The organism is Streptomyces sp. NPDC020299 (assembly GCF_044387825.1).
Lineage (GTDB): Bacteria > Actinomycetota > Actinomycetes > Streptomycetales > Streptomycetaceae > Streptomyces.
Map to the genome: position 1 here is coordinate 28,667 of NZ_JBIRWL010000011.1, position 15,064 is coordinate 43,730.

25 protein-coding genes are annotated in these 15,064 nt (G+C 70.0%); 1 reads left to right on the forward strand and 24 read right to left on the reverse strand.

Annotated features, from left to right (window positions below; genetic code table 11):
- Window positions 1–4: 4 nt before the first annotated feature.
- From terL to ACH45E_RS26485, 22 genes are all read right to left on the reverse strand, one after another.
- Window positions 5–1,465, reverse strand: coding sequence for a phage terminase large subunit (terL, locus tag ACH45E_RS26380; RefSeq protein WP_361448658.1), 1,461 nt, complete (start codon window positions 1,463–1,465; stop codon window positions 5–7).
- Window positions 1,466–1,484: 19 nt separating this feature from the next.
- The gene (locus ACH45E_RS26385) at window positions 1,485–2,150 is read right to left on the reverse strand and encodes a hypothetical protein (RefSeq protein WP_361448655.1); all 666 of its coding nucleotides are present in this window, start codon (window positions 2,148–2,150) and stop codon (window positions 1,485–1,487) included.
- Window positions 2,150–2,599: a hypothetical protein gene (locus ACH45E_RS26390; protein ID WP_361448652.1), complete on the reverse strand. Its 450-nt coding sequence runs from the start codon at window positions 2,597–2,599 to the stop codon at window positions 2,150–2,152. Before ACH45E_RS26390 ends, ACH45E_RS26385 begins: the two co-directional genes overlap by 1 nt.
- Before the next feature lie 15 nt (window positions 2,600–2,614).
- Window positions 2,615–2,935 (reverse strand): hypothetical protein, encoded by a 321-nt coding sequence (locus ACH45E_RS26395; RefSeq protein WP_361448649.1) that lies wholly within the window; start codon window positions 2,933–2,935, stop codon window positions 2,615–2,617.
- Between the two features lie 12 nt (window positions 2,936–2,947).
- A complete protein-coding gene (locus tag ACH45E_RS26400; protein ID WP_361448646.1) occupies window positions 2,948–4,975 on the reverse strand; it encodes a hypothetical protein in 2,028 nt (675 codons plus the stop codon).
- 4 nt (window positions 4,976–4,979) lie between these two features.
- Window positions 4,980–5,444 (reverse strand): hypothetical protein, encoded by a 465-nt coding sequence (locus tag ACH45E_RS26405; protein ID WP_361448643.1) that lies wholly within the window; start codon window positions 5,442–5,444, stop codon window positions 4,980–4,982.
- Between the two features lie 10 nt (window positions 5,445–5,454).
- Window positions 5,455–6,159: a hypothetical protein gene (locus ACH45E_RS26410; protein ID WP_361448640.1), complete on the reverse strand. Its 705-nt coding sequence runs from the start codon at window positions 6,157–6,159 to the stop codon at window positions 5,455–5,457.
- A 48-nt stretch (window positions 6,160–6,207) separates the two neighbouring features.
- Complete coding sequence (locus ACH45E_RS26415; RefSeq protein WP_361448637.1) at window positions 6,208–6,840, reverse strand: hypothetical protein; 633 nt, start codon at window positions 6,838–6,840, stop codon at window positions 6,208–6,210.
- 7 nt (window positions 6,841–6,847) lie between these two features.
- Window positions 6,848–7,048, reverse strand: a complete 201-nt coding sequence (locus ACH45E_RS26420) for a hypothetical protein (protein WP_361448634.1) — start codon at window positions 7,046–7,048, stop codon at window positions 6,848–6,850.
- Complete coding sequence (locus tag ACH45E_RS26425; protein WP_361448631.1) at window positions 7,038–7,226, reverse strand: hypothetical protein; 189 nt, start codon at window positions 7,224–7,226, stop codon at window positions 7,038–7,040. Before ACH45E_RS26425 ends, ACH45E_RS26420 begins: the two co-directional genes overlap by 11 nt.
- 20 nt (window positions 7,227–7,246) lie before the next feature.
- Window positions 7,247–7,435 (reverse strand): hypothetical protein, encoded by a 189-nt coding sequence (locus tag ACH45E_RS26430; protein ID WP_361448628.1) that lies wholly within the window; start codon window positions 7,433–7,435, stop codon window positions 7,247–7,249.
- Window positions 7,429–7,857 carry a hypothetical protein gene (locus ACH45E_RS26435; RefSeq protein WP_361448625.1) on the reverse strand — a complete coding sequence of 143 codons (429 nt, stop codon included), beginning with the start codon at window positions 7,855–7,857 and terminating at the stop codon, window positions 7,429–7,431. The genes ACH45E_RS26430 and ACH45E_RS26435 overlap by 7 nt, the downstream gene beginning before the upstream one ends.
- Window positions 7,858–7,933: 76 nt before the next feature.
- Complete coding sequence (locus ACH45E_RS26440) at window positions 7,934–8,221, reverse strand: hypothetical protein (RefSeq protein WP_361448623.1); 288 nt, start codon at window positions 8,219–8,221, stop codon at window positions 7,934–7,936.
- Window positions 8,222–8,238: 17 nt separating this feature from the next.
- Window positions 8,239–8,544, reverse strand: coding sequence for a hypothetical protein (locus ACH45E_RS26445; protein ID WP_399041571.1), 306 nt, complete (start codon window positions 8,542–8,544; stop codon window positions 8,239–8,241).
- An 87-nt stretch (window positions 8,545–8,631) separates the two neighbouring features.
- Window positions 8,632–9,276: a hypothetical protein gene (locus tag ACH45E_RS26450; protein ID WP_361448617.1), complete on the reverse strand. Its 645-nt coding sequence runs from the start codon at window positions 9,274–9,276 to the stop codon at window positions 8,632–8,634.
- Window positions 9,277–9,330: 54 nt separating this feature from the next.
- Window positions 9,331–9,765 (reverse strand): hypothetical protein, encoded by a 435-nt coding sequence (locus ACH45E_RS26455; RefSeq protein WP_361448614.1) that lies wholly within the window; start codon window positions 9,763–9,765, stop codon window positions 9,331–9,333.
- A complete protein-coding gene (locus tag ACH45E_RS26460; RefSeq protein WP_361448611.1) occupies window positions 9,762–10,136 on the reverse strand; it encodes a DUF6221 family protein in 375 nt (124 codons plus the stop codon). The genes ACH45E_RS26455 and ACH45E_RS26460 overlap by 4 nt, the downstream gene beginning before the upstream one ends.
- Window positions 10,133–10,423 (reverse strand): hypothetical protein, encoded by a 291-nt coding sequence (locus ACH45E_RS26465; RefSeq protein ID WP_361448608.1) that lies wholly within the window; start codon window positions 10,421–10,423, stop codon window positions 10,133–10,135. Before ACH45E_RS26465 ends, ACH45E_RS26460 begins: the two co-directional genes overlap by 4 nt.
- Window positions 10,420–10,620 carry a hypothetical protein gene (locus ACH45E_RS26470; protein ID WP_361448605.1) on the reverse strand — a complete coding sequence of 67 codons (201 nt, stop codon included), beginning with the start codon at window positions 10,618–10,620 and terminating at the stop codon, window positions 10,420–10,422. Before ACH45E_RS26470 ends, ACH45E_RS26465 begins: the two co-directional genes overlap by 4 nt.
- Window positions 10,617–11,099: a hypothetical protein gene (locus ACH45E_RS26475; RefSeq protein WP_361448602.1), complete on the reverse strand. Its 483-nt coding sequence runs from the start codon at window positions 11,097–11,099 to the stop codon at window positions 10,617–10,619. The genes ACH45E_RS26470 and ACH45E_RS26475 overlap by 4 nt, the downstream gene beginning before the upstream one ends.
- A 208-nt stretch (window positions 11,100–11,307) precedes the next feature.
- Entirely contained in the window at window positions 11,308–11,964 is a 657-nt protein-coding gene (locus tag ACH45E_RS26480) for a DUF3761 domain-containing protein (RefSeq protein WP_361448599.1), read from the reverse strand.
- A gap of 4 nt (window positions 11,965–11,968) precedes the next feature.
- On the reverse strand, window positions 11,969–12,487 hold the full coding sequence (locus tag ACH45E_RS26485) for a hypothetical protein (protein WP_361448596.1): 519 nt from the start codon (window positions 12,485–12,487) through the stop codon (window positions 11,969–11,971).
- 151 nt (window positions 12,488–12,638) lie between these two features.
- Between ACH45E_RS26485 and ACH45E_RS26490 the strand changes: the two genes are divergently transcribed.
- On the forward strand, window positions 12,639–12,893 hold the full coding sequence (locus ACH45E_RS26490) for a hypothetical protein (RefSeq protein ID WP_361448593.1): 255 nt from the start codon (window positions 12,639–12,641) through the stop codon (window positions 12,891–12,893).
- A gap of 64 nt (window positions 12,894–12,957) precedes the next feature.
- On the opposite strand, the gene ACH45E_RS26495 is transcribed toward ACH45E_RS26490, so the two are convergent.
- The gene (locus ACH45E_RS26495; protein ID WP_361448590.1) at window positions 12,958–13,872 is read right to left on the reverse strand and encodes an AAA family ATPase; all 915 of its coding nucleotides are present in this window, start codon (window positions 13,870–13,872) and stop codon (window positions 12,958–12,960) included.
- 2 nt (window positions 13,873–13,874) lie between these two features.
- Window positions 13,875–15,002, reverse strand: coding sequence for an RNA ligase (locus ACH45E_RS26500; RefSeq protein ID WP_361448587.1), 1,128 nt, complete (start codon window positions 15,000–15,002; stop codon window positions 13,875–13,877).
- Window positions 15,003–15,064 lie beyond the last annotated feature (62 nt).

Below are 15,064 nucleotides of genomic sequence, written 5' to 3' on the forward strand. Positions count from 1 at the left end.
CCCATCAGGCGGTCGCGTTGCTGAACTGCTTCAGCCAGTCCATGGCCTGCTCGACACCGGTGTGGCTGCCGAGGAGCCGGTCCAGGGCCTGGCTGGTGCAGTCGACCTGGTCGTCGTGGCTGGCGTTCGGGAACGAGGTGTGCTCGACGACGTAGTCATCGATCCACGGGGCGAGTGCCGGGTCCGGGAGGTAGACGTTCCCGGACTCTTGGAACGGCGCGACCGATGAGGCCCGCGCGTACTTGGAGTCCTTCGGGTTGATCGGGATCAGGCCGGGGACCACGGAACGCAGCTGCGCGATGATCGCCGGGCCGTTCGCTTTGTCCTCGACCAGCTTCGCGTGCGTCTGCGGCCACTTCGCCGTCATCGCCTTCACGGCCTGCTGCGTGGCAGGGAAGTCCAGCCGGTCCCGGATCTGGTCCAAGAGGTACACGTCGGCGCCGAAGCGGGCCCATACCTGTCCGACCACGAAGTCGGACTTGCGGGTGTCCTTGAACGCCATGTCCCAGGACTGGATCAGCTCGTCCGCGCCGTGCACCCACATCGTGCCGTCCTCGCGGCGCACCGCCCGGGGTGCCGTGTACCAGCGCCAGTGCTGCCGCTTAAACAGCGTGCCCTCGGAAGGCGCCGGTGCCCCCTGATACAGGGCAGCCCAGGTCCGGGACCCGACGTCCCGCTTCGTCGCCTCCCAGTCATCGGCCGAGCGGCCGCGCGCGGAGACCAGGTATTGTCCCGGCTCCCGTCCCAGCGGGTCATTGTCGCTTTCGGCCTGAGCTGGGATGTTGATGTACCGCCACTCGTGGCCTGACGGCCCTGCCAGCAGCCAGCCGGTCAGGTCGTCCTCGTGCCAGCGGGTCTGGATGATGATCTGCATGGCATTCGGTCCGAGGCGCGTCCGCGCCGTGTCGGTGTAGAAGTCCTTGCAGGCCTTCCGGTACGCCTCGCTATCCGCTTCCTTGCGGCCCTTCAGCGGGTCATCGATCAGCAGCACATCGACCGGACGCGACGTCAACGCGCCACCGATGCCCACGGAGTACACGCCGCCGAGGTGGCCTTCCAGCTGCCACTCGTGAGCGGCTGCCGTATCGTCGCGGACGGTCAGCCCGAGTTCCGGGTGGCTGATGATGTCGTTCCGGATGGCTCGCCCCCAGCGGCGGGCTACGCCCTTCTCGTACGAGACGATGCCGATCCGCAGGTCAGGGTTCTGCATGAGCAGCCACAGCGGGAAGCGGCGGCTGGTGCGCTCCGACTTCCCTTCCTGCGGCGGCATCGACCACATGAGCCGTCGGCAGCGGCCCTCGGCGACGTCGACGAGGTTCGCGTCGAGGAGGTCGAGGGCTGCGGTCTGGACGGTGTTCGGGTCCAGGTGCCGGGCCAGTGCGCCGGGCGTCGCCCACCGCTGGTGCGAGCTGGCCGGTTCGAACTCGCGGGCGGCGAACTCGGCCCAGTCGAGGGTGTCGGTCACGATCACCACCCCCGTGCGGTCAGGAGGCGAGCGCGCGCAGGTGCCGTGGGACGACCTCCGGGACGCGGGCTTCCTGATCCGGCGTGAGCTGCAGATCGCCGAGGATCGCCTTGATAGCCCGGGCAACGAGTGCGCCCTGCTGCTCGGCGAGCTTGATCCGCCGCTCCTCGATGCCAGCCTTGATGGCCTCGGCGCATACCTTGACGAGGTGGGCGCGTTCCTGCTGGTACAGGCGCAGCCACACGTTCGGGACAGCTTCCTCGGTGGTGCCGAAGTCCTCGCCGCCGGTCTTTTTCTTCGTCTTGCCCCAGACGAGCGGGTGCTCGCCGTCGGCTCCGGAGACGGGGCCGGCCTCGATCTCCTGCACGCGTTCGCGGAGGTAGGCGACGTGGCCAGCGGTCCACTGGACCTCGTCCAGCAACGCCTCCGTGGCGGTGGTTTCGATCTTCCGGCCGTACGTTTCCACGAGTGCTCGTGCCTTCGCCTCGGTCACCCGCTGCTCGGCTGCGCGCAGGTTCTGTGGGGCGGCGCCGCCGTGGAAGCGGCACACGTTCTGCCCGGTCATCGCGGGGGCGCCGCACTGCTTGCCGCTCTTTTTGTTCCGGCCCCAGCAGCGGCGGTTGCCGTCGGCCCGGTACTCCTCGAAGCCTTCGGGGAGGTCGCGGCCATATCCCTGCTTGGGCATCAGGCGCCGCCTGTCACCCAGTGCGTGGGCAGCGCCCGTACGGGCTCTTCGAGCGGTTCCTGCGGCCGGACCTCGGGTGTGCAGTCGCAGCTGGGTAGGTCGACCTCGTTCGGGGCCGTGCAGCTGGACGCGTGAATGTGCGCGGCGGCTTCCAGCGTGATGGCGTGCGGGCTGCAGGCGTACACGGTGACGGTCATGTCGTCGCCGGACGGCGGCGGTCCGAACACCGGGGCCGGGAGCTGCGGGTCGGCCACGCGCATCAACTGCTCGCGGCGGCCCCGCTCGGTGGCGATGACCGCGGCCAGTTCGTCGTCCATGGGGCGGCGCAGCCAGTGCACGACTGCCTCGGCACCGCACGCGGCGCACACCGGCCCGACCAGCATCGGCGCGGGCGGAGCGGGGGCGTGGGTGGGGGGCTGGAGGGCGGTTGGCGGGGTGAGGGCGTCCACGCCAGGCTCCTTCTGTTAGGTGACGTTGAGTTGCCCGACGGGGATGACGGGCCGTTCGGGACTATCCGTGACTCGAATCCACACGGCGTAGCGGCCGGGAGAAAGGGCAGGGCCGCCGCTGGAGGGCCCGACGAGGACCTGTGCGCGGTAGGAGTTGGTGCCAGGGATCGAGGCGGTACCGTCCCAGCCACCCGCGTACCAGGTGCTCGGGCGGCCACCGACTGAGGCGAATGCGAATTCGACGACATCGGCCGTGGGGTTGTACGGCTGGCCCTGGACGTTGACGGTGACCTCGGCCTGTACGTATTCCCGGGAGTCGCGGTCGATCGTCTGCACCCTGCACTCCCTTCAGTCGTCGGCGTTCCAGCGGCTGCCGGTGAGCCAGGACCGCCACCGTGCCGGGCCTTCCTGCGTCTGCCAGCGGGTGAACGGGCCCCGCACCGCGACCGTCAGGCGCCGCAGGTTCGCGCGGACCGCACTGGCCGCGCCGGTGAGCTGGGCGACGGCCTGCAAAGCGAGCGCGTACAGGCGGCCGGACACCATGGTGGCGGCGAGCAGTACCGTGCCCCGGTAGGCCGTGAGTGCCGTACGCCGCACTGTGGCGGCGGCCGGCACGATGACGCCCGCCCGCGTGAGGCCGGTCAGACGCGAGACCGCGGCGCTGGCGGTGACGGCCGCTGCGAGGATGAGGCGGGCCGCGCCGCTCACGGTGGCGGTGGCCGTCGTCGCGGTGACTGCGGCGGCGATCTGCTGGAGCAGCCGGACCGCCCGGCTCACTGTGGTCACGGCCGCCGCCCGGGTGAGACCGGTGCTGCGGCTGGTGCTGCCGCTGGTGGGCGCGGGCGCTTGCGCGAAGAGCCCGGCAGCCCGGCCGACGAGCCCGGCCACCGTAGCGACTGCCGCCAGGGCGACGCCGGTCGCGCGCCGTACGGCCGCTGTGCCGGTCACCGACGCCTGCCGTCCGAGTCCGACGGTACGGCGGACCGCCGAAGTCGTGCTTGCGGCCGCCGTCCCGGTGAGGCCGGCGGCCCGGGTGAGGCTGCTCTGGACGGCGGCGGTGGCCGCGCTGGTCAGGGCTGCCGTACGGCGTAGGGCGCTGGCGGTGCTGGCAGCCGCCGTGGCCCCGAGGTTCGTGGCGCGGAGGGTGGCCGCTGTGGTGGTCGTGGTGGCGGCGAGGAGGATGCCGTGGGCGAGCTGGCTGATGTTCGCCGTTGCGGTGGTGGTGACGGTTGCGGCGAGGGTGCGCAGGTAGGCGTTGCCGCGGGCCACCGTGGTGGTCAGCGTGGCCGTGGCGGCCCGGGCCAGCGCTGCGGCCCGACCGATCTGTCCAGCCGTCCTCACCGTGGCCGGCGCGCCGAGCTGGCCAGCGCGCCGTAGGCCGCCCGTCAGGCTGGAGGCGACGTTCATGGCGAGGACGAGGCCGCGTAGGGCGGCGGCGGTGGCGTTGGCGGTGGCCGTGCGGGCGACGTTGGTGAGGCGGCGGGCCTGCCCGAGCGTGGCCACGACGACCGCGGCGCTTAGCGTCGCGCCGCGCTGAAGAGCTGCTGCCGTGGACGTCTGCCCGGCCCGGGCCAGCCCGGCGGTCCGAGCCACGACCGCAGCGGACAGCGCGCTGGCCGCACGCGCGAGCGCAGTCTGCCGCAGTACGGCCGCGCCGGCCGCAACGGTGCCCGGCCGTGAGAGGCCCGCCGCCCGCGCCACGGCGGCGGTGATGCCAACCGCCGCGTCGAGGACCACCGTGAGGCTGCGCCCAAGGATCGCGCCGGCCGTCGTCGTGACGGCTGCTGCGCGGGCCAGGATTGCCGTGCGCCTGGCTGCGCCCGCCGTGGAGGCAGTGGCTGTGAGTGCGCTGGTCAGCAGTCGGCCGACACCCGCGATGCCCGCCGTGGTGGCAGCCCGGGCCAGGAGTACGGCCCGGCGTACGGCCGCCGGAACGGTGACCGTGGCCAGTAGGACACCGAGGGCCAGCGCCCGCGCCGCAGTCGCCGCCGTGGCGACGGACGCAGCCCGCTGAAGCCCGGTCTGCCGCAGCATCAGGCTGCTGGCGGAGCAACTGGCTGACCGCGGCAGGGTCCCGGTGCGGAGCAAGCTGGTGCTGGTGGTCGCGGTGGCGGTCTGCCGCTGGCTGATGAGCCGGGTCGTGGTCGCGGTCGTGCTGGCCACTGCCGTGAGGACGCCCAGGAGCAGCGCGCGGAGCACGCCGGCGGCGAGGGCCGCCGTTGCCGCCAGCGTGAGCAGCGAGCTGCGGCCGGCGCCGGCCGCGAGTGTCACGGATGCGTCGGCGTTGACCGCGTACACGGTGGGGCCGGAGCCTGCGTAGCGGACGGGCGGAATGACGACCGGTGCGGGCGGGCGGGCCCGTCCGAAGCGCGACATCGAGCTACTCCACGAACGACATGTACGCCACGCAGCCCGGCGTCACGGAGGCGGCGGTGGTGTAGCGCAGGCCGATCCGGGCCCCGGAGGATGCTGCGCCGACCTCGCGGTCGAGGACTTCCTGCATGCCGAACATGCCGCCGAACGGGGCGACCATCCAGGAGCGCAAGATGGTCACCGATGTCGGCTCCGTCGTCAGCGCCGTCAACGCGGACGCGGACGCGGACGGCAGGTTCTCATCCGTCAGCTTCGCCAGCGTGCCACTGGATCCGGCCGGGCTGCCGAGGGTGGCCACCCGGTACAGGTCGATCTGCACGCCGGTCGCCGCCGCCGATCCGTCGAGGGAGACGCCGAGTTCGGTGAGGCGCAGGCCCGGCGAGCCGGGGGCGATGAGGATGAGGCTCTTCGTCGCGGACGCGGACAGGGTGATCTTCGCGGTCGTCACCGAGTACGGGTAGATCCCGGGCACCGGGCGCCTCCTATCGCAGGGCGGAGCGCGCCACGGCCTGGCGCAGAAGTAGCGGGGCGATCGGCGGCGTCGGCCCGGCCGGAGCCAGCGCGACGGTGCACATGCAGGCGTTCGACTGCGATGCGGACGCAGTGGACGAGTAGCTGTACGAGCCGGTCGACTGGCCGCCGTTGCTGTCGAACGTCGCCAGGCTGTTGTTGTTCGTGCCCGTCGTCGTCAGGTTCCCGGACCGGGATGTCAGGCCGGTCGGGGTGGACCAGGTGCTGGCGCTGGCCGTGCCTCGGTCGCAGTACCCGGCGATCAGCCAGCAACTCGCGACCGTGGTTGTGATCGACGGGCTGGCGTGCGCCGACCTGTTCGTCGTGTCTGCCGTCGCCGAGCTCGCGTTGATCGGAGTGGTGTTGTCGACACCCCGGTAGCTGCTGATGCTGATGCAGATCTTCCCGACCGAGAAACTGAACGTGTACGACGCGGGTTCGCTGGAGGCGACGCGGTAGAACCCGTACAAGGCCGTACCGTTGCTGTTCGTAGTGGGGAAGTTGGGCAGCGCCGACCAGCCTGTGGGGGTGCTGACCGTTGCTGAGCTCGACGGCCGGGACGTGATCGCCACCATCACGTCACCGTCAGCAGTGTTCGCGGGCACGTTGCAGGCGAGGGAAGTCGCCGACGGCGTCGAGGTGGTCGCCGTGGCCGTGTTCACGTACGAGATCGCCACCGCGTGCCCCCTGACTGGGTGGTGGGATCAGGGGCGGCAGCCAGTTCGCTACGTGAGCTGGACTTTGAGGGTGTAACTCACCTGGTCCCCGGAGCTCAGCACCTGAGACCCGTGCGCCGAGTGGAAGGCCATGCTGCCGCCGGTGACCGCCGTGTTGCCGGGCGGGTTCCCGCCGGTCACCGTGTCGCCGGACGCGATCGTCGAGATCGCGGTGCTGCCGTTCTGGTGGCGGGTGACCGTCAGAGTATTGGTACTGATGCTCGAGATTTGCATTACCTCTGTGCGCACCTGGATGTACTGGTTGGTGCTGAAGTTGGCGCCGTTCGCGACGACCAGGTTCGTCGAGGACGAGGAGCCGATCACACCCGAGCCGCCCTGCACCGTGTCGACGGCCGTCGGCTTCGACGACGAGTCGAACAGTCCGACCTCGGCGATCGTCTGCCCCGACGCCGACGTGAACGTCCCCGTCACCTGATACGTGTCGTTGGAGGTGGACGTCGTCACGAGCGACGACGTGCCGGCCACCCGGGACTCCGCGGCCTCCTTGAACATGGCCACGTCCGTGGCGGCCTCGGTCAGTGAGGCGGGGTTGTTGCCCCAGCCGAGGTTCAGGGGCTCGTTTCCGGAGCCCTTGAGCCGGTTGAGGATGACCTCACGGCCCTTTGCTGTCACGACTGCCATGGTGGGGTCAGCCCCTTCCTGCGGTGCGGTTCGAGCGGCGGATGCGCCGGTTGGCGAGTGGGCGGCGGACGTACAGCCACCAGGCCTGTCTGAACGGGTTGCGGTAGTGCGCGTCGACCACGCCGTGATCGTGCATCGTGCCGTCGGCGCGGCGGATGACCATGCGGAGTTCGCTGGAGTGGGGCACGTTGGCCCGGCTACGGCTCACCGGCCAACTCCTCCCGGGCCGTGGGGTGGGCGTCGGCGATGTGCGCGCGGAACGAGCTCATGTCGATCGTGACGGTCACCGAGGACCGAGCGGCGCCAACCTGCCGGACCGGCACCGTGACCGGCTCCTCGCACGCTGGGCAGTCGAGCGGAATGCTGGAACCGAGGAGAGACGCCACCGGGGCACCTCCTGCCAGGGTCAGCCGCGCTCGGCGATGGTGCGGGCGATGGCGATCCAGCTGTCGGCGAGGCTCTCCAGTCTGGCCATGAGCGCGTGGTCCGTCTGCATCTCGGCGTTCTGGAGCAGCCGGACCGCGTTGGCCAGAGCGCCGTCCACGGTGAGCGGCTCGACGGACGCCGGTGTGGCCTCCCCGTCGGGGCTCACCACGACCCGGACCAGTCGCCCGGCCCCTGCCACATGGCCTCAACCGTCTCCCGCGTCCGGTGGTCATCGCAGAGCGGCGCCTCGAAGTGCATCGGTGGGATGGAAGCGCCGTGCTTCGTCGGCACGTCGCACGGGCCGTCCGTGGCAGGCGCGCGGCACCCGGCCCAGTCGGCGTACTGGGCGTCGAGGCGCAGCTTGTCGAGGAGCACCGCCCGCATGTGGGCGTACGCCTCCTCGGCGGTGTCGTGGCCGATCCGCTCCCAGGCCGGGGAGGAGTCGCGCTGATCGGCTGGCGTCTGCAGCATCTCCAGCCACGCCTCGGAGCAGCATTCGGCGTAGCGGCCCATGCGGGCGTTCCCGCCGCTGTAGATCCACTTTCCGGCACGTGGGCCGCGGTCGAGCTGCTGGACGGTGTGGTGCTGCATCGGTGCCGCCCCCTTGCCTGCTGGCGTTGGTGATCCGCCGCCGCCTGCGACCCTCAGCGCGGACGACGGCGGACGACTATCGGAGGTAGGTCAGGGCGGCGCGACGGCGCCTGTCCCGTTCGAGGACCCGCTGCACAGTTCGCTCCAACGTCCGCTCATCGAGTCCCGTCACCTCGATGTGCACGCGGCTGTCGCCGACGAGGGCTCTCACCTGTTCGTTGCGGTGCACCAGCTCGCACACCGGGCAGTGCTCGACACCGATATGCACGGCCAGGGCGTGGCCGCACTCGACACAGGCGGCGGCCAGCCTCTCGCCGGCGACCGGGCGGTACGAGCAGAACGGGGACGGTTCGACGTCAGGCACTGGCACCTCCGAGGGCATTACGTGGCGGCCGGACGTCGTTGCGGCATCGGCCGGTACGTCTTGGCCCGCTCACGAACCTCGGGGAGGGCGTACATGGTCTTGAACTCATGACCGTTACCGGTCAGCCGGCCGTCGCCCTGGAACTTCTGAATCTTCCCGCGCCGGGCCCACTGCCGGATCACCGGGCCAGGAACGCCAGTCTCGGCGGTCGCCTCGTGCTCGAAGACGAGATCCTCGGCATACAACTCACTCGGGCGCATCAACACCCCCGACATGCAGAAAGCCCCCGGCCGGAAGCTGGGGGCTGAAGCGGATGCGGACACACGTAGTTCCGGCTGAGGGCACTGTGACATACAGACGAACACACACGCAAGCGTGAGATCGCACGTCCAACCTGGAGAGCGGTTCAGCTATGCGGCGACCCGCTCCGCAAGCGGCAGATCCAGCACCTCACTCCGCCCGTACTGCGTACTGCAGCCACGACACCGGACGCCTGGCGTGGACACCGTGACCCGTAGCACCGTGCCACACGGACACGCCACCGCGATCGGTCGCTCAGCGCGCTCGCCGGTGATCTGCCGCTCGCACTGGCGAACCAGATCGCAGGCTTCCCGCGTGAATTCCACGAAAGCGGGGTGCTCGGTGGCGGCCCACTCCAAGTTGATGCGAAGTGCCTTCACGACCTGGTCGAGCTGCTGTTGAAGGCCACCCTCCCAGCGTGGGTGGCGCCAGCCGAGACGCTCGTGCCAATCGACGAGCCACGTCTGAAGGACAGTGACGACACCACCGCGCGCAGTGAGGCTGAGGGGTTCGAGACGCAGCGGGAGCGGCGCGGTGCGGGAGCCGGTGACGCGGACGGCACCCCCACCGGAGCCGGGTGCGAGGACGGTGGCGAGGGCTGCGTACAGGCCGGCGGGTCCGGGGAGGGCACGGAGTGCATGGTCGGCGCGGTCTTGGCAGAGGCGGCAGGCGATGCGGTCGAGTTCGTCGTTGCGGAGTTGGCGTCCGCAGGCGCAGGTGGGCCAGGCGTAGTCGTCGAGCGGGGAGTCGGGCATGTGGGTCTCCCGGGTGTGCTGAGGGTGGTGAGACCTAGTGTGCCTATCTGGTGATCACTCGCCGGGGACTGCCAGATCGGGCAGGATCTCGCGACCCTCGCAGCCGCACGGCTCGAACTGCCAGAGGATCTCGATGTCACCGGGCCCGTCATCGGGTTCGTACCAGGACGTGGAACCGTCGCCGTCCCGCCGGACCCGGAATGGAGGGTCGCAGCTGACGTACTCGCCTCGTCTTCCGCAGAGCGGGCAGACCAGGCAGCTCCAACGGCAGCGTTGGAGAGCGAGGAGGCCGAGTGGGCTGATGATCGGCGGCGGCAGGTAGGCGCCGGGCGTGTAGGGGACGTGATCGCCATCGTGGTCGCACCACAGGCCGCAGTGCTCGTAGTCGTCGCCGTCGATGATCCAGCAGCACTGGTGTGGCGGATCGAGGCGGTTCGGTGGGGCCAGCACCCCGGATCGGAGGAGACGCATCGTGAGCGCGTCGGTCACGTCGTCTCCTCGGTCCAGCCGTAACTGGTCGGGCTGTCGTCGTTGTACTCGACGGTGACCGGGGCGTGCAGGTCGAGCTGCTTCCGGTCGGCGGTGATCCTGCGCAGCACGGCGGCAGGGTCGTGGCGTACGACGTGCTCGGCCATGAACACGCCCTCGTAGGAGCCGTTCCACCGTCGCCCGATCTTCCGCTTGATCCCCGGGTGCGGGTCGTCGACGACGAGGATCCGGCCGTCCGTCGTCTCGTCGCCGAACGTCCACAACGGAGCGGCCGGATGACAGCCGCACAGCTCGGCAGCCTTCCGTGCCGCGAGCCCGGCCGCGTCCATGGCCTCCCGCAGCCACACCACCATCCGGTCGATGTCGGTCACCGCTTCCTCCCGCTGTACAGTCCGCGTCGGATCTCGGCGCGCCGTTCGTCCTCCCGGCGCTGCGATTCGGCGCGTGCGGCGTTTCGCTGCTGCCGCCGTTCGCCCATAACAGCGCCCATCTCCTCCTGAGCCTCAGCCCAGGCGCTCTCGGCAGCCTGCCAGCGTTCTGCCTGCTCGCGCGGCACCTCGTACACGTTCTCCTCGGACCAACAGGACTGCGGCTCGGTAACGAACTGCTCGCCCAGGTAGTAGTCGTCACTGAGGCCCACCCGAACCGTGTCACTCACCGCTCCGCCTCCCACTCGAACCGCATCCCGGCGGCGCGCATGTCCGCCGGGAGCAGCGTCTCCGTCAGCTGGGCGGCGAGCGCCGGACACGCCTCGTCCAGCCGCGCCCGGTACGCAGCCTCGCGTACCTCGCGTTCCGCCTGCGCTTTGTCGAGGAGCGCGAAGAAGTCGGCCAGATCCGACGGCTCGGCCGTCACGGCGTCCACCGTCCGCTCGGCTTCAGCGCTTCCCGGACCATCCCCGGCGTCACCATGAGCCGACGACCCAGTTCCTTCATCCGCATCTCCATGGCACCCAGCAGCATGTACTTCTCGTGCAGCTCCCTGAGGGCGTCTCGCTCGTCGCAGTGCCACAGCAGATGCATCGCCCGGTCGGCCGCTGCGGCCACGATTTCCGGGGGTGCGTCGGCTTCGATGTTGAGGCGGGTGCGCCAGTCGAGGCGCGTCCGCTCGGGAGCTCCGTAGTCGTCGCCGATACCGAAGGCCAGCCGTCCGTCAACCAGGCGCCAGGACAGCCAGAACTCGGAGAACCTCATCGCGTGGCCCGTGGCCGGGTCCGGGAAGGTCATCTTGATCTCGGAGTCGGTGACGTACTCCGGGTCCCAGCCAAGGGCCTTCAACTGGTCGTCGAGGGCCTGCACCGTGGCGTCCGGGAGGCGCACGTAGGTGTCCGTCATGCGGCCAGTATGCGGCCCGGCCGGAATCCGGCCCGTGAATTCCCCACCCGCAGGGCTTTCTGGCGGCCAACCTGCGAAGAGGGGCCACCCCATCGTCCGGCCGCGTGCATGCTGGACATGGTCCTGTGTCTTGGTGGGTCCAGGCGCAGCGAAGGCCGCAGGGGTGGTGCCCTGCGGCCTTCGCCTCACCCGGAGCCGTGCGCAATCGTCACTGGTACCACTGGGCGACACCGTGGTGGTGGGAGCACGTGCCCTGATGGTGGGCGCTGTACGACAGCGTGCCATCGTTACAGAGGGCGGTCGCCCCACCGTGGTCATCGACGGGCGGCGCGGTCGTGTGGTGCGTGGCCGGAGCTGGTGCCGGCGGGCGGACGGCAGCCTTCGGTGTGGCCCGGTGGGTGGGCGATGCCGTGGCGGTCGGCGACTCGCTGGCCACACGCTGCGCCTTGATCCGCTTCCCAACGTCGGACAGCAGGGGCGCGCACCACGTCTTCCCGTCACTGTCCGGGAGGCCGGTCACCAGCTCGTCGAGCACCCGGTACACGTCCTGATGGTGTTCGGTGTCGACCAGGTCCAACGCGGTGCTGGTGGCGCTGTACTCCAGCCCCAGCACGTCATCCGTACAGCGTGACCCGATCCGCTGGACCAGGCCCTCGACCTTGGCCCGGGAGTACCGGTGATCGTCGACGTCGTACAAGTACGGCACCGGGTCCCCGGCGTGCGCCTTGCTGGGGCTCGCAGCCGCGGGCTTGCTCGGACTTGCCGCCGCGGGCTTGTCGTCGCTCGTGGGAGTTGAGTTGCTGGAGCAGCCGGTGACGCCGGCGAGGAAGAGAGTGGCAGCCGCGGCGATGAAGGTTCGTCGCATGGGGTCACTCACCGAGCCCGTTGGTGGCGGTCTTGTACGCGGCGGCCTGCGCCGGGGTGAGGTAGTGCGACACCCGAACGAGGACGCTGCCGTGGACGTAGTCGTACTCGGCGGCTGCGGGCAGCGACTTCGTGACGGCCTGGACGTACTTCGCCCGTGCCTGTGCTGCGGCTTGGTCGGCGAAGACCTCGACCGCCCCGCCGCGGTCGACGTCGCCCTCCTTGGTGCCTTCGACGTCGGCCGCCTTGATCCGACTGTCGGTGAAGGTGACCTTCGACGTGTACTGGCCGGGCCGGCCGAGGAGGTGGTTCGGGTCGGTGGCGGCGGTGACGGTGCCGGACAGCTTGGCTGAGGCGACCTTCGACGAGAGCCGGGTGAAGGCGGTGCTGGCGGTGAGCGGGCGGCTCGCGGCGGCGTTGCCCTTCCCGGAGCCGGTGCTGCTGGCCGGGCTGCTGTTACTACATCCCGCGAGCCCGGCGAGCAGCGCGACGGCGGTTGCGGCGGCGGTGAGGGTTCGTCTCATGCGGGCGAGGGTGGCCGATGGGATGCCCGTGTGATGCTGATGTGGCGGAGTTGTGATGGTGCGTTCGAGAGGAACCGGCCCCAGTGCAACGAATGTTCATGTAGCGTCACGCCACGCTGCGCGCCACGAGCGCGCCAAGTCGGGGGCGATCATGGGGATTCGACTGTCGGGCGGCATCGGCCCGCTCCGGGTATCACTGCCAGTCAGTGGAGCGGCGACCGGGTTCGCCGGCCTGGCCGTGGCCGTATTCAAGGGCCTGTTCTACCTGCTGTGGTTCGAGCTGTGGCTCTGCTACTGGGCGATGTACGGCTGCTACTGGCTTCTGCGGGCCGTGTACTGGGAGGCCCCGCGGGCCGGGTACCGATGGTGGCAGCGGCGGCAGGCGGCACGCCCCGGAGCGGCTTGACCGTGAAGCGGTGAGAGCCCGTCCCAGTGCGGGGGGCGGGCCCTCAAAATACGCGGGTCAGTCGTCAGAAGTTGCCGTAGTTGACCTGCCATGTCGGCAGGCCCATGCGTCGCCAGAGCGCGACCACCCTGTCTCTGTCATCGAGGCTGACGCGGACGTTGTACCGGTGCCGCAGGTGCGCATCGAACAGTTCGGCCTTGACGATGTCGTCGCGCCGCGTGTCACCTGCCGGGCGCATCCACAACTCGTCGTAGGGCACCGCGTGGCGAGTGAGCCAGCCCTCGGTCTGCTCACGAAATTCCTCACCGCGGCCGGACAGCAGGACGATCTCGTCGTTGTTGGCCAGCCGGAACGAGACGAGGGCCCGGCGCACCGACTCGTTGAGGGCATCCTCGCCGCAGCGCGTGAAGTCGTAGGGGCCGCGGTTGCCCATCAGGGCCAGCGTCCCATCGATGTCGCACATGATCGCCGACGGTAGTCCGGGGTCCGGGAGGTATGGCTCGACGGGTGGTGTGTCGTTCATCCACGCATCGGTGAGCCGCCAGCCGTTCCGGGTGGCTTTGACGTGGTTTCCGTGCAAGCGCCTGATGACGTCCTCGCCGACGGCGTTCTCCCGGGCGGCGTCGCGGCGCAGGCATTCCTCGACCGGCACGTGGGTGAAGTCGTGGACCACGAACGTGGCTCGGCCCATGGCGGCCGCCTTGAGACGCTTCGGGATGTGCGGCGTCAGGTGCGTGTTGTCCACGACGGCATCGAACTCGCCGTCGATCGCAGCCCGCACGGCTGCGTCTTGGACGTCGAGGGCCGTCTGCTCGTGGGCTCGGGACCAGGTCCGGCCGCCCTCGTAGTTGTCGAACATTGCCCGCAGATCATCCAGGTTGATCCGGCGGATACGACCGCCGCTCTCGGCGAGGAGCTTGCGCGCGGCAGTCGTTTTGCCGCTGGCCGGCAGCCCGGACATGACGTGGATCGTCGGCATGGTCAGCCCTCCTCGTCGGTCTTGAACGGCTTGTCGCCGCGCGGCTTGATCTGCTTCCACGCCCAGTCGCTGACCGCATCGTTGCGGCCGTCGTGGATGAGGAACAGCGCGGACCGGTGCGAGGATTTGACCGCTTCGAGAGCGAAGGTCTTGCGGTCGGGGTCGGCGGGGAGGGCGGCCATGATGTCGGCGTAGGCGGTGGCAGCCTCGTCGACGATACGGGCATGCTCCGCGCGCAGTTGGTCGGCGACGGTGCGAGCCCAGTCGGCGAACTCGTCGGGCACCTGGTCGAACAGGACAGCCGGGTCCTGGCCGGACGCGAGGACTTCCCAGATGGTCCGCTCGTTCGTGCCGGTGAACAGCTTGTGCAGGGTCAGGTACGCGGACAGCTTGATCTTCGCTCGGGCGCCGGAGGCGTAGCGAATGACGTACCCCTCCTCGTCGGTACCGCCGACAGTGACCCCGTCCAGGGTGGTGCTCGCCAGGGCGAGTTGCTCCAGCTCCGCGAGACCGTCGCGTAGGCCCCAGGACCGGACGACTGGGCCGATCGGCTTCCAATGCGGGGCGACTGTCGCCAGCGGCTCCTCGGTGCCGTCTGCCGGCCGGTAGGCGGCGAGGAGTACGAGCTCCTCGCGCTGGCCGTAGTCGACGACGATCCGGTTGTCCGGGTAGATCGCCTCGGCCAGGTACGTCAGCTCGGGGTCGAGGCCGGACAGGTCTGCGGTGTCGAGGACGGCCTGCGCCCATTGGGCTTGCTCGGAGATGAAGCTGCCCTTGGAAGCGGCGTGCCAGCGGCCGTCGTAGTGGAAGACGATGATCAGGGAGCCGTCGGCCTTCGCGAAGATCTCGAACGGCTCGGCAGGCAGGGGCGGGGCGAAGTCGTGCACGCCGTGCATGGCCGTCACGAAGATCTTCGGGAACGGCAGCGCGACCACATGGCCAGCCTGGTCGTCGGCGATCAGGCCACGGCACCGCATGGTGACGGGTGTCCAGATGTGCCCGTACTGACACTCTCTCGTGTAGGTGTAGATCGACAGAGGCAGGGCGGGGTGCGTCTTGCGGGTGACGTGTCCGGCCTCGATTGCGGCGGCGAGGTCGGCGGGCGGGATCAGGCTGTCGAGGTCGGTCATGCGGACCATCTTCCGTTGCGGCGTGGGCGTTGAGCGAAGGAATTCGGGGTGGACCCTCGGGG